The sequence below is a fragment of the Haladaptatus sp. T7 genome (assembly GCF_026008575.1).
Taxonomy (GTDB): domain Archaea; phylum Halobacteriota; class Halobacteria; order Halobacteriales; family Haladaptataceae; genus Haladaptatus; species Haladaptatus paucihalophilus.
The window spans coordinates 22,113-45,558 of the sequence record NZ_BROP01000001.1 but is presented as its reverse complement, the minus strand read 5'-3'; the positions used below and the strand labels follow the sequence as shown (position 1 = coordinate 45,558).

At 61.1% G+C, this 23,446-nt stretch carries 23 protein-coding genes and 1 tRNA gene; 9 read left to right on the top strand and 15 right to left on the bottom strand.

Features of this window, described 5'->3' with window-relative positions; all coding sequences use genetic code 11:
* Positions 1 to 17 precede the first annotated feature (17 nt).
* A complete protein-coding gene (locus OPC11_RS00255) occupies positions 18 to 1,043 on the bottom strand; it encodes a metallophosphoesterase (protein ID WP_264780660.1) in 1,026 nt (341 codons plus the stop codon).
* Between the two features lie 255 nt (positions 1,044 to 1,298).
* On the opposite strand from OPC11_RS00255, the gene OPC11_RS00250 reads away from it, so the two are divergent.
* The gene (locus OPC11_RS00250) at positions 1,299 to 1,640 is read left to right on the top strand and encodes a hypothetical protein (protein ID WP_007982747.1); all 342 of its coding nucleotides are present in this window, start codon (positions 1,299 to 1,301) and stop codon (positions 1,638 to 1,640) included.
* A 32-nt stretch (positions 1,641 to 1,672) separates the two neighbouring features.
* Here OPC11_RS00250 and OPC11_RS00245 read toward each other — a convergent pair whose 3' ends face one another.
* Positions 1,673 to 1,888, bottom strand: a complete 216-nt coding sequence (locus OPC11_RS00245; protein WP_007982748.1) for a hypothetical protein — start codon at positions 1,886 to 1,888, stop codon at positions 1,673 to 1,675.
* 209 nt (positions 1,889 to 2,097) lie between these two features.
* Between OPC11_RS00245 and OPC11_RS00240 the strand changes: the two genes are divergently transcribed.
* Together OPC11_RS00240 and OPC11_RS00235 are read left to right on the top strand one after the other, a co-directional pair.
* On the top strand, positions 2,098 to 2,358 hold the full coding sequence (locus OPC11_RS00240; RefSeq protein WP_264780659.1) for a DUF202 domain-containing protein: 261 nt from the start codon (positions 2,098 to 2,100) through the stop codon (positions 2,356 to 2,358).
* 142 nt (positions 2,359 to 2,500) lie between these two features.
* The gene (locus OPC11_RS00235; RefSeq protein ID WP_264780658.1) at positions 2,501 to 3,139 is read left to right on the top strand and encodes a PEGA domain-containing protein; all 639 of its coding nucleotides are present in this window, start codon (positions 2,501 to 2,503) and stop codon (positions 3,137 to 3,139) included.
* Positions 3,140 to 3,643: 504 nt separating this feature from the next.
* Here the strand turns inward: OPC11_RS00235 and OPC11_RS00230 are convergent.
* The 8 genes from OPC11_RS00230 to OPC11_RS00195 form a co-directional block, all read right to left on the bottom strand.
* Positions 3,644 to 5,071 (bottom strand): FAD-binding oxidoreductase, encoded by a 1,428-nt coding sequence (locus OPC11_RS00230; RefSeq protein WP_264780657.1) that lies wholly within the window; start codon positions 5,069 to 5,071, stop codon positions 3,644 to 3,646.
* A gap of 343 nt (positions 5,072 to 5,414) precedes the next feature.
* Positions 5,415 to 5,516 (bottom strand) — tRNA-Gln (locus tag OPC11_RS00225).
* A 277-nt stretch (positions 5,517 to 5,793) separates the two neighbouring features.
* A complete protein-coding gene (locus OPC11_RS00220) occupies positions 5,794 to 6,222 on the bottom strand; it encodes a metal-dependent transcriptional regulator (RefSeq protein ID WP_007982756.1) in 429 nt (142 codons plus the stop codon).
* Positions 6,219 to 6,719, bottom strand: coding sequence for a ferritin-like domain-containing protein (locus tag OPC11_RS00215; protein ID WP_264780656.1), 501 nt, complete (start codon positions 6,717 to 6,719; stop codon positions 6,219 to 6,221). Before OPC11_RS00215 ends, OPC11_RS00220 begins: the two co-directional genes overlap by 4 nt.
* 72 nt (positions 6,720 to 6,791) lie before the next feature.
* On the bottom strand, positions 6,792 to 8,000 hold the full coding sequence (gene sufD, locus OPC11_RS00210; protein ID WP_264780655.1) for a Fe-S cluster assembly protein SufD: 1,209 nt from the start codon (positions 7,998 to 8,000) through the stop codon (positions 6,792 to 6,794).
* The gene (sufB, locus tag OPC11_RS00205) at positions 7,997 to 9,427 is read right to left on the bottom strand and encodes a Fe-S cluster assembly protein SufB (protein WP_007982761.1); all 1,431 of its coding nucleotides are present in this window, start codon (positions 9,425 to 9,427) and stop codon (positions 7,997 to 7,999) included. Before sufB ends, sufD begins: the two co-directional genes overlap by 4 nt.
* A gap of 9 nt (positions 9,428 to 9,436) precedes the next feature.
* Complete coding sequence (locus tag OPC11_RS00200; RefSeq protein ID WP_069452600.1) at positions 9,437 to 10,342, bottom strand: ABC transporter ATP-binding protein; 906 nt, start codon at positions 10,340 to 10,342, stop codon at positions 9,437 to 9,439.
* A 161-nt stretch (positions 10,343 to 10,503) separates the two neighbouring features.
* Positions 10,504 to 13,185, bottom strand: coding sequence for a DNA-directed DNA polymerase (locus OPC11_RS00195; protein ID WP_264780654.1), 2,682 nt, complete (start codon positions 13,183 to 13,185; stop codon positions 10,504 to 10,506).
* Between the two features lie 108 nt (positions 13,186 to 13,293).
* Between OPC11_RS00195 and OPC11_RS00190 the strand changes: the two genes are divergently transcribed.
* The 3 genes from OPC11_RS00190 (at position 13,294) to OPC11_RS00180 (ending at position 14,371) form a co-directional block, all read left to right on the top strand.
* Positions 13,294 to 13,479: a hypothetical protein gene (locus tag OPC11_RS00190; RefSeq protein ID WP_007982767.1), complete on the top strand. Its 186-nt coding sequence runs from the start codon at positions 13,294 to 13,296 to the stop codon at positions 13,477 to 13,479.
* A gap of 96 nt (positions 13,480 to 13,575) precedes the next feature.
* Complete coding sequence (locus tag OPC11_RS00185; protein WP_264780653.1) at positions 13,576 to 13,911, top strand: hypothetical protein; 336 nt, start codon at positions 13,576 to 13,578, stop codon at positions 13,909 to 13,911.
* Between the two features lie 25 nt (positions 13,912 to 13,936).
* Positions 13,937 to 14,371, top strand: coding sequence for a hypothetical protein (locus OPC11_RS00180; protein WP_007982771.1), 435 nt, complete (start codon positions 13,937 to 13,939; stop codon positions 14,369 to 14,371).
* On the opposite strand, the gene rad50 is transcribed toward OPC11_RS00180, so the two are convergent.
* Together rad50 and mre11 are read right to left on the bottom strand one after the other, a co-directional pair.
* Positions 14,348 to 17,014 (bottom strand): DNA double-strand break repair ATPase Rad50, encoded by a 2,667-nt coding sequence (gene rad50 / locus OPC11_RS00175; protein ID WP_264780652.1) that lies wholly within the window; start codon positions 17,012 to 17,014, stop codon positions 14,348 to 14,350. The genes OPC11_RS00180 and rad50 overlap by 24 nt on opposite strands.
* Positions 17,011 to 18,432, bottom strand: a complete 1,422-nt coding sequence (mre11, locus tag OPC11_RS00170) for a DNA double-strand break repair protein Mre11 (RefSeq protein ID WP_264780651.1) — start codon at positions 18,430 to 18,432, stop codon at positions 17,011 to 17,013. Before mre11 ends, rad50 begins: the two co-directional genes overlap by 4 nt.
* A 61-nt stretch (positions 18,433 to 18,493) precedes the next feature.
* Between mre11 and OPC11_RS00165 the strand changes: the two genes are divergently transcribed.
* Together OPC11_RS00165 and OPC11_RS00160 are read left to right on the top strand one after the other, a co-directional pair.
* A complete protein-coding gene (locus OPC11_RS00165; protein WP_264780650.1) occupies positions 18,494 to 20,056 on the top strand; it encodes a succinic semialdehyde dehydrogenase in 1,563 nt (520 codons plus the stop codon).
* A complete protein-coding gene (locus OPC11_RS00160; protein ID WP_264780649.1) occupies positions 20,057 to 21,133 on the top strand; it encodes an SDR family oxidoreductase in 1,077 nt (358 codons plus the stop codon). It abuts the gene before it with no gap.
* A 155-nt stretch (positions 21,134 to 21,288) separates the two neighbouring features.
* Here OPC11_RS00160 and OPC11_RS00155 read toward each other — a convergent pair whose 3' ends face one another.
* Positions 21,289 to 21,513, bottom strand: coding sequence for a helix-turn-helix domain-containing protein (locus OPC11_RS00155; protein ID WP_007982782.1), 225 nt, complete (start codon positions 21,511 to 21,513; stop codon positions 21,289 to 21,291).
* A 191-nt stretch (positions 21,514 to 21,704) separates the two neighbouring features.
* On the opposite strand from OPC11_RS00155, the gene OPC11_RS00150 reads away from it, so the two are divergent.
* Positions 21,705 to 22,922: a proteasome-activating nucleotidase gene (locus tag OPC11_RS00150; RefSeq protein WP_069452146.1), complete on the top strand. Its 1,218-nt coding sequence runs from the start codon at positions 21,705 to 21,707 to the stop codon at positions 22,920 to 22,922.
* A gap of 128 nt (positions 22,923 to 23,050) precedes the next feature.
* Here the strand turns inward: OPC11_RS00150 and OPC11_RS00145 are convergent, their stop codons facing one another.
* Together OPC11_RS00145 and OPC11_RS00140 are read right to left on the bottom strand one after the other, a co-directional pair.
* A complete protein-coding gene (locus OPC11_RS00145; protein ID WP_007982786.1) occupies positions 23,051 to 23,188 on the bottom strand; it encodes a hypothetical protein in 138 nt (45 codons plus the stop codon).
* Positions 23,189 to 23,230: 42 nt separating this feature from the next.
* Positions 23,231 to 23,428, bottom strand: coding sequence for a DUF5800 family protein (locus OPC11_RS00140; RefSeq protein WP_007982788.1), 198 nt, complete (start codon positions 23,426 to 23,428; stop codon positions 23,231 to 23,233).
* Positions 23,429 to 23,446 lie beyond the last annotated feature (18 nt).

The following is a 23,446-nucleotide window of genomic DNA, read 5'->3' as shown; positions in this document are numbered from 1 at the left end:
GTCCGAAAAGCCGCCACCTAAGCGGACCGATTCGTAACCAACAACGGCTCGTCTTCGAGCGGAAGGGACGCGAGTCGGTCGAGCGTCATCTCCGCGAGCGCGTCGCTTCGAGCGGAGTCCTTTTTGGCGTGCATGTAGGCCTCCCTCGTTCCCGCCGGGTCGGCGGTCGGGACGAAGCGAACCGCCGTTCCGAGCGGGCCGATTTCGAACAGGAGGTACGCCTGGGGGAACGAACACAACGACGGCGCGACGAGTTCCCGTACGCCCCTCGTCTCGGCGATTGCGGGGACGTGTAAGTGTCCGGAGACGTGCAGGGGAACGTCGTGTTCGGAGAGGACGTCGGCCACGTCCGTCGCGTTTCGAATCGGGAACGACGAGCGCCACGAGTGCGCGTCCGTCTCGCCACACAGTCCCGGAAGGTTGTGGTGGGAGACGACGATGGGCGCGTCCGTCTTCGGAAGCGTGTCGTCCAGCCACGCGAGTTGGTCGGCGGAGATACGGCCGTCGTGGCAGTCAGAAAGCGTCCCGTCGGGCGTCGAAGCGCTGTTCAGCCCGATGACGTCCACGCCGCCGACCCGTTCGTGGAAGGGGAACCCGTCGGGCGTGAACGCCGATTCGAACGACGAGAGCGGCGGCGTCTCGTGGCTGTCGAAGGACTTCGGAACGTCGTGGTTGCCCGGCACGGCGACGTGAGGTGCGTCGAGGTCGGACAGGAGCGACCTGACGGTTTCGAAGTCGGCGACGGACCCGTCCTCGGTGAGGTCTCCCGCGAACACGACCGCATCCACCTCGCGGGCGTTCGCGTCCGCGATGACGGTTTCGAAACGGTCTCGAGTACGGTGGAACACTTTCCACGTGCCGCGCTTTTCGGTCGAAACGTGGGCGTCGGAGACGACGGCGACCGTCGTCCGGGTCGCGCTCCGTGGATGGGAAAATCGGGCGAAAAGGGGACCCGCATCCGCGTTCTCGGAAGGTGATTCGCTGACGGCCTCGGTCGAATGGGACTCGTTCCGAAGTCCCGCCGCTGTCCCGTCTTCGATCATCAAGCGTACGGTCTTCTGGAGGAGATATAAATCTAGCGCACACAATATATATCTGGGCCCATAAAATATATAGACATCGGAGGGAATGGTACGCGTTCGGTCACATCACGTTCGACACACGTGTCTGACTGACTTTCATTACGTCGCACGTCGAAAGGATGAGCGAGGATGAGTACGAGAAGCCTCCAAGGAATCGGAACATCAACGACGACGACGAGTTCGTCGTCCTCCTATCTCAATAGGGGTTTGCAACTAGTGGGACTGTTTTTCTTCATCAACGGCATCTACGTGGCGTTCTTTTCGGCGAACATACTGACCACGTTCGGCTACTATTTCGTAGTCATCGCCGCCATCTGTGCGGTGCTCTCGCGGCTCATTTCACCGGAAGAACCGCTCATTTCGCCTGAAATCCAACGGAAGGCCAAACGACTCGCGAACCGCTCGGATTCGTCCCGAACGACCCGTTCTCGGGGGCGAGAAGCGGACCAACGGACCGGGTTCGACATTCGTCGGTATCTCCGACCTGTCGCGCGAGTAATTCGGCAGATGGACATTCGTCGGTTCACCTCGGGCGGTAACGGTCGAGACCGACTCTGAATTTCAGGCTTCATTTTTCGCGTCCTCGACTCTCACCGCTGTGAGCGACCGTACAACGTCAGCGTCCCGTCCTCCGTGAACTCACCCTCGTCGTACACGCTGAGTTTGACGTATCCCGTCGTGAGCAGTCTATCGACCGGCGGCCGTACGTGTGGTCCGAACTGCAGCGAGAGGCACAACGATCCGTCCTCCTCGAAGCTCGCGTCCGTGACCGACATTTCGTATCGCCCCTTTTGTTCGTACTGCATAATATTATTCATTTGATGGTAGATATTGCAGAAGTAGCGCGAGGATATATGTCTTGTTTCTATTTGTCGCCGACTGAGAACGTACAGCGGACGCTTCTCGATAATCGGCGACGCCTCAGAACGTCCCACCAGCCAATCGACGTATTATCGTTCGACTCCAAGGAAAGCGATATGACAGCAGACGACTCGAAGCTCCAATCGCGGCGGTGATGCGGCTCGCGCGAGAACAGACACATCTCGCCCGCGAACGGACGATACTGGCACATATCAGAACGGGCATCTCCATGTTCACCTTCGGAACCGTCATCGTCGGCTTTTGCAGCGACAAGGATTTTGCGACCGAACTCGGTACCATCGCCATCGTCGTCGGTATGCTCTTCTTTCTCGGAGGTTGGATTTCGTACGCGCGGAGTAATCGGCGCATTCGTACCGTCCTCGCGGAAATCGAAGAACCGCTAGAGCGCGATTGAACACGTCCGTGCTGCCCTTACCCCTCTCGGAAGTATTCCCACGTTACCCTCAATGGGGGACGGCTTGATACGAGGAAATAGGGTCTTGAAACCGGTAAAAGGATTTTTGGGCTCTCACGAAAATAGTCACACACACACAACTATGAATCGTCATCGATCTACAGCGGTTGTCCTCGTGCTCGCCGTCCTCCTCGCCGGTTGCGCCGGACTCGGCGGGTCCGATACGACGACCACCACCACCACGACGGACGCACCGACTTCGACGAGTGCGTCCACGGCGACGACAGCGAGCGGCGCGACGACGACGGACGCGACGACGACGGACGCGACGACCACCACAACCACGACCACCACCACGGTGGAGTCGTGGTCACCGCCCAAAGAACCGCACACCCCGCTCGACGACAAGCGGGACACCAATCAGGAGAATCGCATGAAGAGCGTCACGCTCGTCGACAAGGTGAAAGCCAAGAGCGGCAACGGCTACTCCAACTTCAACGTCGAAGTCACCGCGAACACCAGCCTCCCCAACGTCGACCCCGAACCGCTCGTGGACGGCGACCCGTACTTCCTCGTCCAAATCAACGGTAAAAACGTCGGCCGGACCAACGTCCGCTTCCAGCACGACCCGGGAACCTACACCGTCGAAATCGAACAGGGTGCCTTCGACCAGTTCGACGACGGCACGCTTAACATCACGGTCTACCTCCTCGACGCGGACAAGCAGTCCGACGACATCTACGGCAAGTGGACCGGAACGATACAGTACAGTTCAAAGTAAGGGCGGTTGCGGATTGTTGCGGTTTTTGTGAATTGGTTACATGAGTCCTCGCTGGCGGTCGAGGGAATCTCCGATTCTTGGACGGTTACCAGATTCGTTCACGACACCTCGAACATCTCGAAATAGACACGCTTGTCGGTGGGTCGTCCACCGTGGACCATCGTGTCTCAACCACCACACCAGAATAGTCTCGGAGGATTTCGAACCCAGAAGCGGTTTGCAATACTGGGTCTACGAGGAAGCCCAAAGGGAGACTCATCGGAGGACGTCAGCCACGTCGTCAAACGAAACGTGACGACAACACAGCGGGGCGTCAAAGGCCATTTGTCCCGCGAACGTCCTCTATTGGACCCGTCAGATAGGGCGGAGTTACTCGATGCTCTCTCGTACGACGCTCCTCGTCGTACCAATTCTCCTCGCCCAATCCAGAGATAGGGGGAACTGTTTCGGTCCTCCTGCCTCGCGTAGCGGCCAGTAGATCATCCCCTGATTACCGGACGTTGGTCACGTTCGGATGATATTTCGATTCGACCGGAACAGGTTGTCCGGATCGTACGTGTCTTTGACCTCGACAAGTCGGTCGTAGTTGTCGCCGTAGGTCGTCCGGATACGCTCGTCGCCCTCCTCGGCGGTCTGGAAATTGATGTAGGTGCCGCCGGTCGAGAAGGCCCGAATCCTCGTCCAGGCGTCGCGGACCCACTGGCGGAACCGCTCGGCGTTAGGGTCGTCCGGTTCCCACATCCCTGCTACACCGTACACGAAGCGGACATCGCGATTACCGACGGCCCCATCGTCGCTATCGCGCTCGTTGAGGGCTCCGCCAAGATGGATGACGACCAGTTGTCCCCCCGGAATGGGACAATCCGCGGCCAGGTCGCGCACGGTCAACAGGAGGTCGTCGGTCAGTTCGGAGGCGAACTCCGTCTTCCAGTAGTAGTGCATTCCCTTCGGCTCGGTAGCGTCGAGAGAGGACTGTAGTTGCGTGTAAGGTCGTTCCTGTAGTAGGTCAACGATGGGGTCACCCAGCGACCGGATGGGCGCGAGGACCTCGTCGACATCGGCCGGGTCGCCGCTGTAGCAGACGGTCATGGCGATGACACGTCTGCCCTGCTCCTCCTCGGGCACGAACGGTGCTGGCGGAGCTCGCATGAGGATCATGAACGCTGTCAACTCTCGCGGTGCCGTCGTCGTCAGTTGCCGATAGGTCTCGAGAATTTCGTCGCTCCGCTCCGCAGGCCAAGCGATGAGTCCGCCGTAAACCGTCGGTCCGACCTTGTGGAGCTGATAGGTAAAAGACGTGACGACGCCGAAGTTATGTCCTGCGCCGCGAACCGCCCAAAAGAGTTCTTCATGCTCCTCATGACTGGCACGGCGAACCTGCCCGTCAGCAGTGACTATCTCGACTTCGAGTAGGTTGTCGACCGCCCACCCGAACCGGCGGGTCAGGTAGCCGAAGCCGCCCCCGAGTGTCAGACCGGCTAGTCCGGTCTCTGAGATGAATCCTAATGGCGTCGCAAGTCCGTGAAGCTGGGTCTCACGGTCGACGTCACCGAGCAGACAGCCAGCCTGGGCGGTCACGGTCCGCGCCTCTGGATCGACGAGTACGCCACGAAGACGTGACATATCGATAGTCAACCCGCCGTCAGCCAACGCGGTACCACCGATGTTGTGGCCGCCGCCCTTCACCGATAGCAGGAGGTCGTGGTCGCGGGCGAAGTTCACCGCAGCCGCGACGTCGGCCGTGCCCGTCGGCTGGACGACGAGTGCCGGTTGTTTCTCGATAATACCGTTCCACAGGCGTGTCGCCTCCTCGAATCCTGCATCCGCCGGCGAGAGTACCGGTCCACGAAGGTGTCGCCGGAACGCTTCGACGGTCTCCTCGGGGAGCTCGGTCGTTGCCCCTTCTCGAGTCGCGATGGTGGTTCGAGTCATAGTACCCCCATTATAGCAGAGCTTTTCCAATTGGCCATGCTTCCCCCTCAACTGTACTCGTACGATCTGTAACTCAATAAACTAGTATTGGGTACGCACTGCTAATACGCCCCTCCCGATAAGTAGAATATTCTATCAATTTTGGGATGGTGTTAGCTCACTATTCATCCGAAGTCGAGGATACGCTATGGTCACTCTCGAAGGTGTAGCCGCTGCGTCCAACGATCTGTCGTTCGCGACTAGAAACCAAGTAATCACAGTCGTCTGCGGGAAGAGAACGTGCCAGTATCGAGTGACGGACCGATAAGAACCACGCAGAAGAGAGAATTCGTATGGTTTTATATAGTCCCGGGCGGATTCGAACCGCCGTCAATGGCTGTCTTCCGTAACTGGAACACCAGTCACGTCCAAAGGCCATTATGATTGGCCGCTACACCACGGGACTGCTCGTTTCGCTCGTCGTCCCGCGTACCTCGCAAATCCGATGGATTTGCTCACCACCACGGGACTGCTCATCCCGTGTGATTCGCAGTTTCGAAGAAACTGCTCACCACCGGAAGCCGACATGTCGGCTTCCGAGCCTCGTCTCACTTCGTTCGACGAGACACCACGGGACGTCGGAGCACAATCGCCCTCTGATACGAAGGCTACGTCGTCACGTAATTCGGGTGGCTACTTGAACGTAACGCATGCGCTTCGTCGTGAAATTCGATAGCCTGCGCTCAGTCCGCGAATCCGTCTTCGACCAGATGCTCACACATGTCCTCGTCGGCGTAGAAGCAGTCCGGACACTGTGGCTCGCGGTCGATGATGGTGTCGAGTCGGTCCGCGACCGTCTCGTCGATGACGCTTTCGAGCTGTTTCGCCTCGGTTCGGAAGTCGTCCACTTCGAGGACGTTGGCGAGGAAGCGTTCCAGGATACAGTAAGTCTGAAGGGCGTCGCTGGCGCGCGTTTCACCTTCCTCGGTGAGGGTCGCGCCGCGATATTTCTCGTGTTCGACCAGCCCGCGCTCTTGGAGCTTGCCGACCATCTCGTTGACGCTAGCGGGACTCACGCCGAGCCGGTCCGCGAGGGCACCGGTCGCCGCCGGGCCGTCATTGATTCGCTGGACGAGGTAGATCGCTTTCAGGTATTGATCTGCTGTGTTCATTTGCTGGCCTCCATCAGGTCCGCGACTTCTTCGACGCCCGCCGCTTCCTCCGCTCGAATCGCGGATAGCGTTTCGAGCAACCGCTCGCGTTCGACGCCGAACTCGGTGTCGCTCGCCTCGATGGCGACGATGAGGTCGTCGTAAAACTTGTACGCCGTCTCCTCGCCGTGCAGTTGGTCGTAGAGCACGCCGTCGAAGTCGTCCGGGGCCGTTTGGGCGTACTGCTCGCCCACCAGTAGCTCGATTTCTTCGAACGGAATCGTCTCGGCATCGAGTTCGTCGATGAGCGATTCGAGACGTTCCCGGTGTTCGGCGGACTCCTCGCGTGCCTCGTCGAGCAAGTCACGAACGTCCTCGTGGAGTTCGTTTTGCTCTTCGGAGGGGAGGGTTTCGAAATGGCGCGCGGCCCGTGCCTCGACGACTTCCTCCAATACGACGCCGATTTGGAGCAAGCGCGCGAGTTGGCGGTCCGACGAGACGCGCTGACTCACACTCATGGCTGTGGAAAAGGGGTGGGGAAACTTAACACTCCCTGATGTGGCCGCGCGAAAAAGAACGGACTGGAGAGGTCAGTAATCGAGGCGCTCGACGATCTTCGCGTCGAGGTCCTCGCGGAGTTCCTCGACTTCCACTTCGTCCAAGACGGGGACGAAGAACCCTTCCACGAGCATGTTCTTGGCCAGTTCGTCCGGCACGCCGCGCGAAGTCATGTAGAACAGGTCTTCCTCGTCGACCTGTCCGACCGTCGCGGAGTGGCTGGCTTCGGTGTCGTGGTTGTTGATGATGAGCTTCGGCGACGCGTCGGCCTCGCTCCGGTCGGAGAGCATCAGCGTGTTCTCACGCTGGTAGGAACTCGTGTCCCACGCTTCCTTGCCGACGTCCTGGACGCCCTCGTAGACCGAGCGCGCTTCGTCGTCGAGCACGCCGCGGGTCACGAGGTCCGCCGTCGTGTGCTCGTTCTTGTGCCAGACGCGAGCGGCGACGTCGAAGTGCTGGTCGTCGTGGCCGAAGAACGCGCCGACGGTCTTCGTCTCCGAGCCCTCGCCGTCGAGCATCGTCTCGACGGAGGACTTGGTGAGCCGCGAGCCGATGTTGCCCTCGACCCAGTTGACGGTGGCGTGGTCGGCGGCGGTGCCGCGCTTCAGCGTGTAGGTGTAGGTCTCCTCGTCGACGTCCTGCAGGGAGCCGTATTGGACGTGGCTGTTCTCGCCGGCCGCGATTTCGACGAGTCCGCTGTAGTAGCGTTCGCCGTCCAGTTCCTCGCTCTCCTGGCGCTCCAGAATCGTCACCGAACTCGATTTCTCGGTGACGACGAGCGTGTAGTTGAAGAGCGACTGGCTCTGCATCGTCGTCCGAATCGTCACGTCCTCCGCGTTGACGCCCTCGGGGACGTAGACGAGAGTGCCGGACGTGAACAGCGCCGCCGACAGCGCCGTCAGGTAGTTCTCCTGCGGGTCGATGACCGAGCCGAAGTACTCCTCGACGATTTCCTCGTGTTCGTCCAACGCGTCGGACAGCGAGAGGACGGAGACGCCCTCGGGTTCGACGCGCTCTTTCTCCTCGGCCGCCGACAGCGGGTCGACGAAGCTCTCGTAATCGAGTGCGTCGAGGTTCGTCCAATCGCGTCCCGGCGTCCGGATGACGTCGGGCATATCGAGTTCGGAAAGCGCGTCGAGCGCTTCGAGACGCGTTTCCAGCAGCCAGTCGGGTTCGTCGAGGTCGCCCGAAATCTCGCGGACGGTCTCCTCCGAGAGGGTGCTGTGAACCTGCGTGCTCATCCGAGGCTGCCCTCCATTTCGAGTTCGATGAGGCGATTGAGTTCGACCGCGTACTCGATGGGAAGTTCTTCCGTGATGGGTTCGATGAACCCGCTCACGATCATCTGTTTCGCGTCGTCGTCGTCGAGACCGCGGCTCTGGAGGTAGAAGACGTCCTCGTCGCCGATCTTCCCGACGGTCGCCTCGTGGGCGACGTTGACGCGGTTCTCGTTGATCTCCATGTACGGCATGGTGTCCGACGTGGACTCGTTGTCGAACATCAGCGCGTCACACTCGACCGACGTGGACGAGTCCACCGCGCCTTCGCTGATGTGGACGAGGCCGCGGTAGTTCGTGCGGCCGCCGTCCTTGCTGATGGACTTCGACTCGATGGTCGAGTTGGTGTTCGGCGCGTTGTGGTAGACCTTCGCGCCGGTGTCGATATCCTGCCCCTCGCCCGCGAAGGCGATGGAAATCTGGTTCGCGGACGCGCCGCGACCCTTGAGGATAGAACACGGGTAGAGCATGGTGGATTTCGATCCCATGCTTCCCGAGACCCACTCCATGCGCCCACCGGCTTCGACGATGGCGCGCTTGGTGTTGAGGTTGTACGTGTTCTTCGACCAGTTCTGCACGGTCGAGTACTGGACGTGAGCGTCCTCGCCGACGAACACCTCGACGCCGCCGGAGTGGAGGTTGAACGCGGAGTACTTGGGAGCGGAACAGCCCTCGATGTAGTGGACTTCGCTACCCTCTTCCGCGATGATGAGCGTGTGCTCGAACTGCCCCATCCCCTCGGAGTTCATGCGGAAGTACGCCTGCACCGGCATCTGGACGGTCACGCCCTCGGGGACGTAGACGAACGACCCGCCGGACCAGACCGCGCCGTGGAGCGCCGCGAACTTGTTGTCGCTCGGGGGCACGCACTTCGTCATGAAGTACTCTCGAACGAGGTCCTCGTGCTCCTGGACCGCCTCGTCCATGTTGCAGAAGATGACGCCCTTTTCCTCCCACTGCTCCTGCATGTTCTGGTAGACGACCTCGGACTCGTACTGGGCACCGACGCCGGAGAGCGCGTTGCGCTCCGCTTCCGGGATGCCGAGTTTGTCGAAGGTGTCCTTGATGTCGTCCGGGAGGTCGTCCCAGTCGTCCGCGCCGCCGCGCTTGTCGACGTCGGGGCGGATGTAGGGAACGATCTCCTCGACATCGAGTCCCGAAAGGTCGGGCTGGCCGGGCCAGTCCGTCGGCATGGGCATGTTCTGGTAGTGTTCCAGTGCGCGGAGACGCCGCTGGAGCATCCATTCGGGTTCGTCCTTGTCCTCGCTGATGAGGCGGACGACCTCTTCGGTCAGCCCCTTGTCGGACTTGACCGCGGCCCGCTGTTCTTTCTTGAACTCGAACCGTTCTTCCGTATCTGTCTCTTTCAAGTGATCCTGATCTGAACTCATACTAACACCTTATGCGGTCTCGTAGACCTGGTCGCGAACCCAGTCGTACCCCTTGTCTTCGAGTTCCTCGGCGAGTTCCGGGCCGCCTTCCTTGACGATTTCGCCGTCGAGCATGATGTGGACCGTGTCGGGTTCCACGTAGTCGAGGATACGCTGGTAGTGGGTGATCTGGAGGATGCCAGTTCCCTGTTCGTCGCGGAGTGCGTTGATTCCTTTCGATACGTCCTGCAGTCGGTCGATGTCCAGCCCCGAGTCGATTTCGTCCAGCACCGCGATGGACGGTTCGAGGATGGCGGCCTGCAGCACTTCGTTCTGCTTTTTCTCACCGCCGGAGAATCCGGCGTTGAGGTAGCGCATTGCGAACTTCTCGTCCATGTCGAGGAGTTCCATCTTCTCCTTGAGGAGTTCCTGAAACTCGGCGACGCCGACTTCGCCGTCGTCCGCCGGGCCTTCCATCGGGCTGGTGTCGTAGCCGGACTCTTCCTCTTCTTCCTCAGCTTCGTCCTCCTCGCTGAAGAGGTCTTCGCGCTCTTCGAGCTTCGCGTTGAGCGCGGTACGGAGGAAGTTGGACATCGTGACGCCTTCGATTTCCGCGGGGTACTGGAACGCGAGGAAGATACCGAGCGCCGCGCGCTCGTTCGGTTCCATTTCGAGAAGATTCCACGTCCGCTTGTCTTCCGGAATCTCGATGTCGCCGAAATCACCCTCTTCGAGGTGAAGCAGTACCTCTCCCTCGGTGACTTCGTACGCGGGATGTCCCGCGATGACTTTCGATGTCGTCGATTTTCCGCTGCCGTTCGGTCCCATCAGGGCGTGAATCTCGCCGGATTCGACTTCGAGATCGACGCCGTTGAGGATCTTTTCGCCTTCTTCCACGACCTCCGCGTGGAGATTTTTCAGTTCGAGCGTTGCCATTGTTAGGTTCACCTAAGTCGTTTGGAGCAAGGGTAGGTCGTCCCATAACCGTTTCGCATTCCTGTGCAATCGGTTTTCGGAAAGAAAAAAATTGTTTTCCACATAGAAAGGTAGGTGATTCGCTTCACAGCCGCGTGATGAGTGGAAAACGAACCGCGTGATTACATGAAGCTACTGAGGCCGGTCTGTTGCTGGCCCGTCTTCACTTCCTCCCACGAGATGTCGAGCGCCTCCAGAACCCGCTCGATGGGTCCTTTGAGCGTCTTATCGAGCATCTTGTCCCAATCGACTTCGAACTCTTCGGGAATCTGGTCGGCGTACTCGAAGCAGATGACGTCCTGTTCGTGTTTGAACTCGCCGTACAGCGTGTCCGGCCGCGCGTCCAACTCCTTTTCGCGCTCGATTGTCTCGAAGTACGCCGGGTGAACCTTCTTCAGGTAGAGGCGCTTCGGCTTGCTCCCGCGCTGGAAGTTGGTTCCGAGGAGGAGGTTCGCGTACTTCGCGCCGCGCACCTGTGCCGTGTCGGTGTCGTAGTTATCGAGCCGTTTCCCGATGCCGCCCGGGATGGCGACTTCGTTCAGATCGACGTTCCCGGCCTGAAAGTCCTCGATGATGTCGTGGACGTACTCTTTTACGTCGTCCAAGTCCTCCCCCGTAACGATCATCTCGATGACTTCCCGCTGGACCTCCTTCGTGATGGGCGCGATGTCCGAGCGCTTGTACTCGAAGCCCGTGATGTCGATGTCGTCTACGTCCTTGCCCTCCTTCCAGACGATGTAGCCCGCGTAGCGCTTTTTCTTGCCCGCCTGGAAGAACCGCCGGTACAGTTTCTCGAACTCGATCTGGAAGCGGTGTTCGTTCGCGTTCAGTTCCTCGCGCGCGAACTCGTCGTAGCGGGCGTTGATGTGGTCCTCGATTTCGAAGGACTGATCGATGGCGTCGTCCCTCTCGATGTTGCCGCCGAGTTCGAGCATGACGGAGTCAGTGTCCCCGTACGCCACTTCGTAGTCGATTTCGTTCGCCGCGGTTTCGGTGAACTCGATGACTTCCCGGCCGGTCGCGGTGATGGCCGCGCCCATCTCCTTGTCGTAGAGGCGGAACCGCTCCCATCCCAGCACGCCGTAGAGCGAATTCATGATGACCTTCACTGCTGCCTGCTGTTGGTCGTAGATTTCGTACTCGGCGCTGTTCGGGTCGTGTTCGTTCCGGAGCGCCTTCTTTTCCTCGCGCTCGCTCAACGTCTCGTTGATGATTTCCCGAACGATTCCGTCCGGTTCCTTCCGGAAGTGGCTCCCGTTCGGCGCGACGTACGTGTCACCGTCGTACTCGTCTGGATTCACCGACGTTTCGGGCGACAGATTGAGCGTCACCATACACATCGGGTACAGCGACTTCAGGTCGAGCACCGTGACGTTCTCCTTGACGCCGGTAATCGGTTCGAACACCGCGCCGCCCTCGTAATCCTCCGCCTCGAACTGTCCCTTCGACGGAAGCGCGAACTGCCCGTGTGCCTTGTGCAGGACGTACACGTCCACCGCGTCGCCCGGTGTCGTCGCGTCTTCGAGTTTACACCCGACGAACGACGCGACTTCCCGCCAGAAGGAGACGATATCCTGCTTCCTATCGAGTTCGACGCAGAGTTCCACGTCGCGGACGTTGTATTCGAGCAGGCGCGTCGGATTCTGCTCCCACAAATCGCCGATATCGCCCGCGTAGCGCTCCTTCCCGACGCCGAGTTCGGTCTCGCCGACCGCGTCCAGTCGATAGGAGTCGAGCTCGCTGAACTGAGTCCGCTTGTACGCGTACAACAGGTCGAAGACGACGCGACCTTTGACCGTCGGGCCGCCCCAGTCGCTCCGCCAGACTTCGTTCACGCGCGAGAGTCGGTTGTAGTCGAGGTCGTAGTCGTGGTGCGGCCCCGCCAACCGTTCGAGTCGGTCGAGGAAGTACGGCGCGTCGAAGTCCTCGAAGTTCCACCCTGTCAGTACGTCGGGGTCGGTGTCGTCGATGTAGTCGAGGAACTCCGCCAGCATCTCCTCTTCCGTCTCGAACGTTCGAACGTCGATGTCCGAGCCGTCCCGAAGCGGTTCGTAGTCCGGGAGTGCGGCAGGGAGGTCCGCATCCCCATTCGGCGCGTCGAACAGCCACGCGATGTACTCGTCGCGGTAGGAGTCGTGGCTCGTGAGACAGATGATCGGCTCCTCGCCGTCCTCTGGAAAGCCGGAGCGGTCGTCGACTTCGATGTCGAAGGTGTGAACGCGAAGGTTCGCTTGTACCTCTGCCGCCTCGACTTCGTTCTCCTGCACGACGATAGTTCCGTCCTCTCGGCGGCGCTCGGGGAGCCGAATCCCGCTTTTGATGTCCTTGTCGATGAGAAAGCGGTTAGGAAAGAGGATGTCGGCCTCGAAGTGTTCGAACTCGTCGCGGATGTTACCGACGTCCCGCGGCGTCCGTCCGAATATCTTGGTCAACTGCTCGCCGCGGATGCTCTCGTAGCCTTCCTCGGACCCCGTAATCCGCCCGTCGTTCAGTTTACCATCGTTCAACGTCTCCGTCGGTGCGTAGAAGTACGGCCGAAAGCCGACGACTTGGACGTGCTCCTGTTCGTCATCCGGCGTCCGTCCGAAGACGTGGATGATGGGTTCCTCCTCGTCACCACTGCCGTCGATAGTGTAATCGACTTGCGTCACCGCCAGCTCGATGGTTCCTTGCGATTCGGGGAGCCAGTCGGTATCGGCGTCCACGACGTTCGCCGTCGTCGATTCGTTCCCCGCAACGGCGTGGGCTTCTGCCGCGGGACGCGCTTCCCCGCCCGCGAAGTCACCAAGCCCAGATTGAGTCATGTCGATTGTTTTTGGCGCTTCCGGGTAAAAACCCTCCCGTTTGTGCCAGTCGGGAAAGGGGAAAGAGATTTAATGTGTTAACTCATAGCACAGGGTGAGGTCAAGCCAATGTCTGACCGTGCAACAGAGGACGGAACGCTGGACCGCGCAGAAACCGAACTCCCGGTTCCCGACGAACCGATGAGTTCGATCGAAGCCTATGAGACGGAGGATGGTGTCGTATTCTACGACGCCAACAATCCCCTTGGTTGGCTTAAGGCGTCCAGCACGGTCACGCTAGAGAAACATATCTGAATCGAGCGTCTCAATCATATTTGGATCGTGCGTCTCAATCGAACGCCTGCATCGACTCCGAACGCTTTTGCCGTTTACACACGAACTACGACCACGGTGTTCGACAAATTCGGTCACGACGATGAGGGTTCCGAGAACCGGGGAGACGCTCCGGAAGCCGACATGGTTCCGACCGTAGACGACCCGTCGGAGCGTCTCCGCGTCGATACCCCGTCGGTACGTGACTACAGCACAGTGGACGCCAACCCGGAGATACAAAAGGAGTTCTGGTCGCAAGTCCTTCTCTTCAACATCGCCCTATTCTGTCTCAGCCTCGGTCTCATGCTCGTCGCGTTCCAAAGCCGATGGACGTTCGGCGGCGGACTCGTTGTCATCGGTCTCTTCGCGTTCAGCCGCGGCTATCGTCGCTACCGTAACGTCCAGAAGGACTAACCGTTCGCCGCCGCTATCCCGAGCCATGCGAACCGTCCGCGACGAATCGGGACGACGATATCTGCTGGTCAAGCGGTCGAGCGATTCGAGCCTCGTCCGCGACCCGCGAACGGGAGAGGAGCGCTACGTCGAAAACGACCGTCTCGATGCCGCGGACGGCGAGTCACCGCTCGAAACGTCAGCACGACGAATCTCGTCGCCAGTCAGACGGATTCTCACCGCCGTGCCGAACGAGCGCGCGCTCGGCCTGTTGGTCGAATTCTACGACCGTGGTCCCCTTCCCGCCCGCTCGCTCGTCTCGGCGTACGACCTCTGTGAAAGCGACCTGCACGGATTGCTCGCGGAGTTTCGCGCGGCGGGTCTCATCGAGGAGCGAACCGTCGCGGGCGAACGCGGCTACGGCTTGACCGGCACCGCCCAAGACGGACTGGCGTCGTTAGTCGGCGACGCCGAGCAGTGATTCTCGCTGTTCGACGTGCGACCGGTTCGTCGTCGAATCCTTCTCCACGCGAACGAGGTTGTCCGCGCCGCCGACCAGTTCGTCGTCGTGGCTGACGACGATTATCTGTTCGACGCCCAACTCCCGCATCGACTCGACGAGTTCGACCAACTGCGAGACGTGGCCCGAATCGAGGAACACCGTCGGTTCGTCCAGAATGAGCGGTGGCATCGGCGCGCTCCCCTCGATTCCCTCCGCTAGCAGGCGATAAATCGCACACCGCAAACTCAAGTTGAACAGCGCCCGTTCCCCGCCCGACAGCTGTTCGGGGTCGAGGGGTTCGCCGTCCTTCTGGTAAATCGTGAGTCGGTACTCCCCGTCGAGCGCGATACGGGCGTACGAGTCGTTCTGGTAGATGAGGTCGAACACCTCGTTCAACATCCGCTCCAGACTCACGACGTTTCGCTGACGGAGTTCCGCCCTGAGGTCGCCGTACATCGACTGGAGGTCAGCGGCCTCGTCGTACAGCGATTCCAGCGCGGACACCCGTTCCTCGATGTCGTCGCGGCGGTCACGGAGTTCCTCCAGTTCCTCTATTTCCCCGCGAACCGCGCCGATCCGGTCGATGAGGTCGTCCCGCTGTTCGCGTAGCGACGATAGTTTGTCCGCAACCTGTTCGAGGTAGTTCTCCGCCCGCTGTTTATTGTCACGGGCTCGCTCGACCGCCGACTCGTCGTATGCGTCACGGAGTTCCGACTGACGCGCGCGTTTATCCGAGAGATTCTCGCGGCGCTGGTCGTTCAACTCGTCGAGGTGACTCCGTTTTTCGGCGAGGCGGTCGAGTTCCGACTCCGCGTCCGCCTTCTTCTCCTGTACCGTCTGTATCCGTTCGATTCGGGTTCGACGGTCGGCCACCGCCTCCCGCTCCCGTTCCAGCCGTTCTATCTCCTCCCGCTGCGTTTCGGCTTTTTCCTCCAGTTCCTCCGCCGACTCCTTGCGCTCCGCCGCGTCCGATTGGAGCGTCTCCGCTTCTTCCCGAAGCGTTTCGGCCTCCTCGCGTTTCTCCCGAATCGCACTCTCCCGGTCCTCGACCAGTTGCTCGACGTTCGTCCGGTTGTTCCGGCGCTCTCGAACGCGGTTTTCCGCGGTGAGGAGGTCCTCAGCGTCATCGATTCGCGCTTCGAGGCGCGTCCGTTTCTCACGAAGCGTTTCGACGTTCTCCCGCAGTTCGGACACTCGCTCCCGGTCTTCGTCTATCGTATCGACGTGCGGCGATTCTTCGACCGGTTGGCCACATTCCGGGCACTTCCCGGCGTCGAGGAGGCGTTCCGCCTCCGCCACCTGCTCTTTCGCGGTGCGAAGGTTCGCACGGACGTTCGTCTCCTCCTCGCGGCAGTCTTCGAGGTCCGAACGGAGCGATTCGAGATGGTCTTCGGCCTCCCCGAACTCGACCGGCGCGTCCGCGAAGCGTTCGCGGTACGACTCGATTTCGTCGTCGATTTCGGTCAATTTCTCGCGGCGGTTTTCGAGTTCCGCCGTCGCCTCCTCGACTTCGGTATCGAGTCGGTCCGCCCGTTCTCGTTTCTCCGCCGCCCGGGATTCGAGGTCGGCCACGCGCTCGCCGAGGTTCGACGCCTGATTGTCGAACATTCGGGCCTTCATGCGATGGTCTTCGAGCGTTTCCGCGAGCGACTCGTCCTCGGCATCGAGCGCTTCGAGTCGGGAGTCGAGAGCCTCCTCGTCGGCGCTTTCGAGGTCCGTTTCGTCGAGCAGCGTTTCGACCTTCGAGGTTAGTTCCGCGATGGTCTCCCGAACGTCGCTCGCCCGCTTTCGGCACTCCTCGCGTTCGCGTTCCGTCTCGGTTATCTCGTCTTGAAGCGCCTCGATATCCGTTTCGAGGGAGTCCAGTTCCTCCCGCTTCTCCTCCGACGTTTCGAGGACGGCTTCCGCGTCTTCGAGCGTCTGCCGTGCCTCGTCGCGGTTCCCCTCGAACCGCTCTATCTCCGATTCCGTCTCGTTCCGTTCCGATTCGAGGTCGTTCAACAACCCGTGGAGGTTCTTTTCCTCTTTCGCTTCGATTTGGGATTCGAGTTCGGAGTAGCTTCCGCGGCGGTCGTCGAGGACGCTTTTGACGCCGAGGCGGGCGTCGCTCGCTCGTTCCCGGTACTCCTCCAATTTCCCGAGTTGGAGGAGGTCGTCTATCATGTCTTGGCGCTGTGCCGGGGTGGCGTTGATGAGTTTGTTCACCTCGCCCTGCCGGACGTAGGCGCAGTTGACGAACGCCTCCGCGTCCATGCGAAACAGGTTGACGATGTGAGCGCGCACGTCGCGGGCACCGTCGATGTTCCCGTCGGGCGTTTCGAGGACGCATTTGGCGGTCTGGGCCGACTCACCCGTCGCACGAATCCGACGGTGGATGTGGTAGCTTCCGCCCGCATGGGTGAACCAGAGTTCGACCTCCGCGTCCTCCGCACCGATGGTGACGACATCTTCGAGCGTCCTGTCGAGCGCCCGTGCACCGTACAGCGCGAAGAAGCACGCTTCGAGCAGGGAGGATTTGCCGCTCCCGTTGAGTCCGTGAATGACGGTGATACCCGACTCGAGTGCGAGATCCGCGTCCTCGTAGCACTTGAAGTTCGAGAGACGAACGCGCTCGAATTTCACAGGTAATCCTCCATCGATATCTGTCCGTCAGCACCGTCGTCGGTGGCGGTGCTAGACTCGTCGCTAGCTGTGTTCGCATCGTCGGTGGCGCTGTCGGAATCCGCCACGGCCTCGGCGGGCGGTGACTCCGGTCGCGACTCGTCCGCGGAGGAATCCTCCGACGGCGACTCCGCCGCCGAATCGTCTTCGGCGTCCGTGTCGTCGGCCGGTTCCGAACGCACCGATACCGAGACCGTTTCGGCGTCCGATTCCTCGGCCGCAGTGTCGCTCGTCTCCGGCCCGTCTTCGTCGGGCGCGTCGGCCTCCGCCGGGTCGAACGCGGCGGTATCTTCCGAAATCCTCGTTGCGACGTGCTCTTCGACCGCATCCCGAACGTTCGAATCTGCGACCTTGCTGGCGCGAACGAGTTCGTCCAGTTCGTTCGCCGCCTCGCTGAGTCCCATCTCCCGGACGCGTTTTCGTACGGCGTCGTCGGGGTCGGCGAACGAAACCGAGTGGTTCTCGGATTCGGTTTCGATTTCGCGCCGGTCGGTCACGCGGGCGACGAGCGCACCCTCGTCCAGCGCGAACTCCTCGACTCGTGCGGGTGTCACGTCGGTTCCCTCGCCCTCGATGGAGACGAGGACGACCGACTCGTCCACGTCGTGTTCTCGAATCGCCTCCCGAACGAAGTCGATGCCGTCCCCCTCGGCGAGCGTGACCGAGACGAACTCGAAATCGCGGGTTTCGATTCCGCGTCGCGTAATGGTCACATCGTCCTCGAAGTGGACGATGTTGTATCCCCGGTCGTCGCGCTCGGTCGCGCTCGCGCGCTCGGTCGAACCGCAGTACGTCACCCACGCGTCGGCGACGCGCTCTTTGCCCGGTTTGTGGTTGTCGCCGAGCAACATCGCGTCGAAATCGACCGACGCCTCGGTCAGCACGTGTTCGGCGTCCCAATCGCCGAAGTCGAACGGCTGAAACAGGCCGTGTGCGACGAGCGCGGCGGATTCGGCGTCGTGCGCCTCGAACTCGTATTCGAGGTCGTCGCGCTTCGAGACCGGTACGTGGTCCAAGCCGTAGAAGGCAGTATCACCGACGAGAACGGGAGACGGTCCGAGCCGCGTCGCAAGTCCCAGCGTCTCGAAGAGGTCGAGCCACTGCTGACCGTGCGTACTCTCGTGGTTCCCGACGATAGCGAGAAACGGGATGTCCGCCCGACGAAGCTTCCGGAGGACCGAAATCGTCCCGTGGAGGTCCACGAGTCCGGGTCGGCGGTCGTGGAACAGGTCTCCGGCGTGGACGACCGCATCCACCTCGTCCTCGATGGCGTCCTCGACAACTCGGTCGAAGGCGGCAAGAAAATCGTCCCGTCGCTCGGGCGAATGATACTGACGATACCCGATGTGAGTGTCGCCCGTGTGAATCACCCGTGTCATTGGTTCAGCGATAAGTTCCCGCCTCATAAATTGTTTCCGTGACTGCCGCGTTTACATCGACATGACGTTTCAGGCGTCTCACATACCTCCCGACACGCTCGGTGACCTCGGCCGTTCCGTTTCCGCCGAGGAAAGCGACGACTCGATGTCCGTCGAGGCACCGTTCACCAGGGAGAGAATCGGCGACGTACCGGCGTGTTCCCCGCGGGACGTGACGGCGGCGGTTTCGCGCGCTCGAACGGCCCGGACGGAGTGGTCGTCGTGGTCGATAGAGCGGCGGGCGGACGTCCTGTCTCGGTTCCACGACCTCGTGTTGGACCGGCAGGCCGAACTGCTCGACGTGATGGTACTCGAGAGCGGAAAGGCCAGACGAGACGGCTACGAGGAGATTCTCGACGTTGCGACCAACGCGCGATACTACGCCGCTCGCGCCGAGGAATTCCTCCGGCCGCGGCGACGGGACGGGGCGATTCCGCTCGCCACGAAGACGATGGAGTACCGAACGCCAGTCGGCGTCGTCGGCGTCATCACGCCGTGGAACTATCCCCTCACGCTCGCCGTCTCGGACGCGATTCCCGCGCTCCTCGCCGGAAACACGGTCGTGTTGAAACCCGCCGAGGAGACGCCGTTTACCGCGCTCCTCGCCGCGAAACTGCTCCGGGAAGCGGGACTGCCGGAGGACGCCTTTCGAGTCGTCACCGGATGGGGTGACGAGGCGGGTCTGGCGCTCATCGACGCCGTGGATTTCGTGAATTTCACCGGTAGCACCGAGACGGGACGAACCGTCGCGGAACGCGCTGGCAAGAATCTCGTGAAATGTTCGCTCGAACTCGGCGGAAAGAATCCCATGCTCGTGCTCGACGACGCGGACGTGAGCGCCGCGGTCGAGGGTGCGATTCGGGGCTGTTTCACCAACGCCGGACAGCTCTGTCTCTCCTTCGAGCGGTTGTACGTGCAGGACGGCGTGTACGACCGGTTTCTCCCTCGATTCGTGGAGCGGACGCGCGAACTCTCGATGGAACCCTCGTTCGACTACGACGTCGAAGTCGGGTCGCTCGTCTCCGAGCGGCAGTTCGAGAAGGTACGGAACCACGTTGACGACGCCGTGAGCAAGGGCGCGACGGCCGTGGTCGGTGGGAACGCCCGTCCCGACGTGGGACCGTACTTCTTCGAGCCGACGATTCTGACGGGAGTAACCGAAGAGATGACCGTGGCGCGCGAGGAGACGTTCGGACCGGTGGTCGCCGTCACCCGGTTCTCGGACGACGAGGACGGAATCGCGCTGGCGAACGACTCCGACCGCGGTCTGAACGCGAGCGTCTGGACGACGGACTCGGACCGCGGATGGGAAATCGCCCGCCAAATCGACTGCGGGACGGTCGGAATCAACGACCCGTACCACGCGATTTGGGCGTCCGTCGATTCGCCGATGGGAGGGATGAAAGACTCGGGAATCGGCCGCCGTCACGGCCGGGAGGGGATTCGAAAGTACACCGAGTCGCAAACGGTCGCTGAACAGCGATTCGCCTCGGTCGCCCCGCCCCGCCGGGTCCCGACGAAGTGGTACGCCCGTGCGATGACGGGCGTGATGCGCCTGTTCAAACGAATCGAGGAGGGGTGGTAGATGAGCGTCTTCCTCACCGGTTTCCCCGGATTTCTCGGGTCCGCCTTGACGGAGCGGCTGGTCGCCCGTGGCAGCGACGTCACCTGCCTCGTCCAGCCCAAATATCGGCGAACCGCCGAGCGGCGAGCGCGGGAAATCGAACGCGCACACGCGGCCGACGGAGAGGTCGAACTCGTCGGCGGGGACATCACGGAGGCCGACCTCGAATTGGGCGAGGCGGTCGAATCGTTGCAGACCGACACCGAAGCGGTGTATCATCTCGCGGCGGTCTACGACCTTGCGGTGAGTCGGGAGGTCGGGATGGCCGTCAACGTGGAGGGAACGAAAAACGTCCTCGACTTCGCGGACGGCTGTGAGAACCTCCGGCGGTTCCAGTACGTGAGCACGTGCTACGTGAGCGGGCGCTACGACGGGACGTTCACCGAGGACCATCTCGTCGAGGGGCAGCGGTTCAACAACTACTACGAGACGACGAAGTATCTCGCGGAAGTTGCGGTACAGGAGCGGATGGAGTCGGGATTGCCCGGGACGATTTATCGACCCGCAATCGTCGTCGGGGACAGCGAAACCGGCGAGACACAGAAGTACGACGGACCGTACTATTTGCTTCGATGGCTCATGCGCCAACCCGGCGTGGCGGTCGCGCCCGTTCTCGGCGACCCGACGGCGTACGAGGTCAACGTCGTCCCGCGGGATTTCGTGGTCGATGCCATCGCCGAACTGAGCCGACTCGACGAATCGGTCGGGGAGGTCTACCAACTCTGTGACCCGAACCCGTTGACCGTGGACGAGATGCTTCGCGCCTTCGGCCGGGCGACCGGAAAACGGGTCGTTCGGGTGCCGACTCCGAAAGGTGCGCTGAAGCGCGTGCTCTCCCGGTTCCCGGAACTGGAGATCGAACCCGCGACGCTCGATTACTTCGACCACCCGACGAGCTATGCGTGTGAGAACACGGTCGCCGCGCTCGAAACCGCGACCGATGGCGAGATTCAGTGTCCGGCGTTCGGTTCCTACGTCGGGAATCTGGTCTCCTTCGTCCGCGAACACCCGGAACTCACGCCCGACGCGATGGTCTGAGCGCGGCGGCGTGAGACAGTGGGGAGAAACGGCACGCCTCGGCGAGGCGGAAGTCGAACGCGAGGGAATTGCGGAAAGCGAAATGGCCACGGATGGCCGTCGTTGGCCGCGGCATGAGATATAAACGCTCGGGAGTCGGAGACGGACGCTCTACGTTAGAGGTCGAGCGTGTACAGGCGTTTTCGGGCGTCGGAGAAGGAAAACCGCGAGTCCACGAGGTTTTCGTCTTCGAGACGGGTCAGCGCGTAGCGGACGGTTCGCGGCGGGAGCAGCGTCTCGTCCGCGAGTTCGCTCTGGGTCATCGTCTCGTTGTACTCCAATACCTTTGCGACTAGCTTCGCGCTCGGCGGCAGGTCGCGGATGGCCGCGGTCGAATCCACATCTTGCAGCCGGTTTTCGGTCGTTCGTGAAAGCTCTGGGGCGCTCATCACATGTCCGTTTTGAATACAGGGTAATAATATTTCCTGTTCGTTCTTATTACTGTAAGGAATTAAAATCCACGTGTGGTTGCGGTGTAGCAACAGGTCGGTCACCCGAAGCCTCTTAAGATACAGGCCCTTATCCCGAGTTGATGACCGACACTGTGGATGACGTAGAACTCCCCTACGACGAGGAGAGTACGTCCCAACAGGAACAAATAGAGGCTCTCCAAGAACGTCTCGACGTCCTCGAATCACAGAACGAGGAAATGCGGGACAAGCTTCTCGATGCGAACGCAGAGAACAACAAGTATCAGCAGAAACTCGAACGGCTCACCCACGAGAACAAGAAGCTGAAGCAGTCGCCGTTGTTCGTCGCCACGGTACAGGAGATTACCGACGAAGGCGTCATCATCAAACAGCACGGCAACAACCAAGAGGCAGTCACGGAAGTGACCGAGGAGATGCGCGAGGAACTCGACCCCGACGCGCGGGTCGCCGTGAACAACTCCCTCTCTATCGTGAAGACGCTGGACGACGAAACCGACGTTCGCGCTCGCGTGATGCAAGTCACGAAGAGCCCCGAAGTGACCTACGAGGACATCGGCGGACTTGAAGAGCAGATGAACGAGGTCCGCGAGACGGTCGAACTGCCGCTCGAAAATCCCGACATGTTCCAAAAGGTCGGTATCGAGCCGCCGAGCGGCGTCCTCCTCTACGGCCCGCCGGGAACCGGGAAGACGATGCTGGCGAAGGCAGTCGCCAACCAGACCGACGCCACGTTCATCAAGATGGCCGGGTCCGAACTCGTCCACAAGTTCATCGGCGAGGGCGCGAAACTCGTTCGCGACCTCTTCGAAGTCGCCCGACAGCACGAACCCGCCGTGCTGTTCATCGACGAAATTGACGCCATCGCGTCGAAGCGTACCGACTCGAAGACATCCGGTGACGCGGAGGTCCAGCGCACGATGATGCAGCTGCTCTCGGAGATGGACGGCTTCGAGGACCGCGGCGAAATCCGCATCATCGCGGCGACCAACCGCTTCGATATGCTCGACCGCGCCATCCTTCGCCCGGGCCGCTTCGACCGCCTCATCGAAGTCCCGAACCCCGGCGAGGAAGGCCGCGAGCAGATTTTCCGCATCCACACCCGCGACATGAACATCGCGGACGACGTGGACTACGAACAGCTCGCCGTCGAGACGGGCGACGCAAGCGGTGCCGATATCAAGGCCATCTGTACCGAGGCCGGGATGTTCGCCATCCGCGACGACCGCACCGAAATCAGGATGCAGGACTTCGTTGACGCCCGAGAGAAGATAGAGCAGGAAGAAGAAGAGAACGACGAAGTGTCCAAGACGTTCGCCTGAGCCGGTCGGCCTCCTCCGGTCTCCGGACTCAAAGCTTCCTGTAACACAGTTGCGGTTCGGTTTTTCTCATTTCGTTTTCGTCGCGCTCGTCAGCTCCGGAGTCTCAACACTCGTCGAGGAACCCCGATTTACACCAGCGCCGTAAAAAGTGCGTAGGGAACGCCGAACAGCAGTATCGTCATCGACACGAGAATGAGCAGGTACGAGCCGACCGTGCTCGCCGCGGTCATCCATGCGGGGTGTTCGAAATCGGCGGGAAGGTTCATACCGAACGTTTCGTCTCCCCCGTCTAAACGCTACCGGAGTGGTCAGCGGAGGATGTCGCCGATTCGGCGGGCCTGCCCGCCTATCGCGGGGTCCTTCTCCACGATACGGAGGACTTGGTGGTCGGTCACGTCGTAGTAGGATTTCCCCGTCGCCTCCTCGATGAGGTCCTTGGAGAGGCGGAATTCGGTTCCTTCGTAGACGACATCGACACCTTCGTCATCGAACGAGAGCGTGGTCATACCACGGCGTTCGCCACG

Coding starts and splice junctions, on each gene's coding strand:
- sufD (WP_264780655.1), bottom strand. CDS start 8,000: ATGAGCACGCAGGTTCACAGCACCCTCTCGGAGGAGACCGTCCGCGAG.
- OPC11_RS00140 (WP_007982788.1), bottom strand. CDS start 23,428: ATGACCACGCTCTCGTTCGATGACGAAGGTGTCGATGTCGTCTACGAA.
- sufB (WP_007982761.1), bottom strand. CDS start 9,427: ATGAGTTCAGATCAGGATCACTTGAAAGAGACAGATACGGAAGAACGG.
- OPC11_RS00195 (WP_264780654.1), bottom strand. CDS start 13,185: ATGACTCAATCTGGGCTTGGTGACTTCGCGGGCGGGGAAGCGCGTCCC.
- OPC11_RS00190 (WP_007982767.1), top strand. CDS start 13,294: ATGTCTGACCGTGCAACAGAGGACGGAACGCTGGACCGCGCAGAAACC.
- OPC11_RS00145 (WP_007982786.1), bottom strand. CDS start 23,188: ATGAACCTTCCCGCCGATTTCGAACACCCCGCATGGATGACCGCGGCG.
- OPC11_RS00215 (WP_264780656.1), bottom strand. CDS start 6,719: ATGAGTGTGAGTCAGCGCGTCTCGTCGGACCGCCAACTCGCGCGCTTG.
- OPC11_RS00200 (WP_069452600.1), bottom strand. CDS start 10,342: ATGGCAACGCTCGAACTGAAAAATCTCCACGCGGAGGTCGTGGAAGAA.
- OPC11_RS00230 (WP_264780657.1), bottom strand. CDS start 5,071: ATGACTCGAACCACCATCGCGACTCGAGAAGGGGCAACGACCGAGCTC.
- mre11 (WP_264780651.1), bottom strand. CDS start 18,432: ATGACACGGGTGATTCACACGGGCGACACTCACATCGGGTATCGTCAG.
- OPC11_RS00160 (WP_264780649.1), top strand. CDS start 20,057: ATGAGCGTCTTCCTCACCGGTTTCCCCGGATTTCTCGGGTCCGCCTTG.
- OPC11_RS00245 (WP_007982748.1), bottom strand. CDS start 1,888: ATGCAGTACGAACAAAAGGGGCGATACGAAATGTCGGTCACGGACGCG.
- OPC11_RS00240 (WP_264780659.1), top strand. CDS start 2,098: ATGCGGCTCGCGCGAGAACAGACACATCTCGCCCGCGAACGGACGATA.
- OPC11_RS00150 (WP_069452146.1), top strand. CDS start 21,705: ATGACCGACACTGTGGATGACGTAGAACTCCCCTACGACGAGGAGAGT.
- OPC11_RS00255 (WP_264780660.1), bottom strand. CDS start 1,043: ATGATCGAAGACGGGACAGCGGCGGGACTTCGGAACGAGTCCCATTCG.
- OPC11_RS00235 (WP_264780658.1), top strand. CDS start 2,501: ATGAATCGTCATCGATCTACAGCGGTTGTCCTCGTGCTCGCCGTCCTC.
- OPC11_RS00180 (WP_007982771.1), top strand. CDS start 13,937: ATGCGAACCGTCCGCGACGAATCGGGACGACGATATCTGCTGGTCAAG.
- OPC11_RS00165 (WP_264780650.1), top strand. CDS start 18,494: ATGACGTTTCAGGCGTCTCACATACCTCCCGACACGCTCGGTGACCTC.
- OPC11_RS00220 (WP_007982756.1), bottom strand. CDS start 6,222: ATGAACACAGCAGATCAATACCTGAAAGCGATCTACCTCGTCCAGCGA.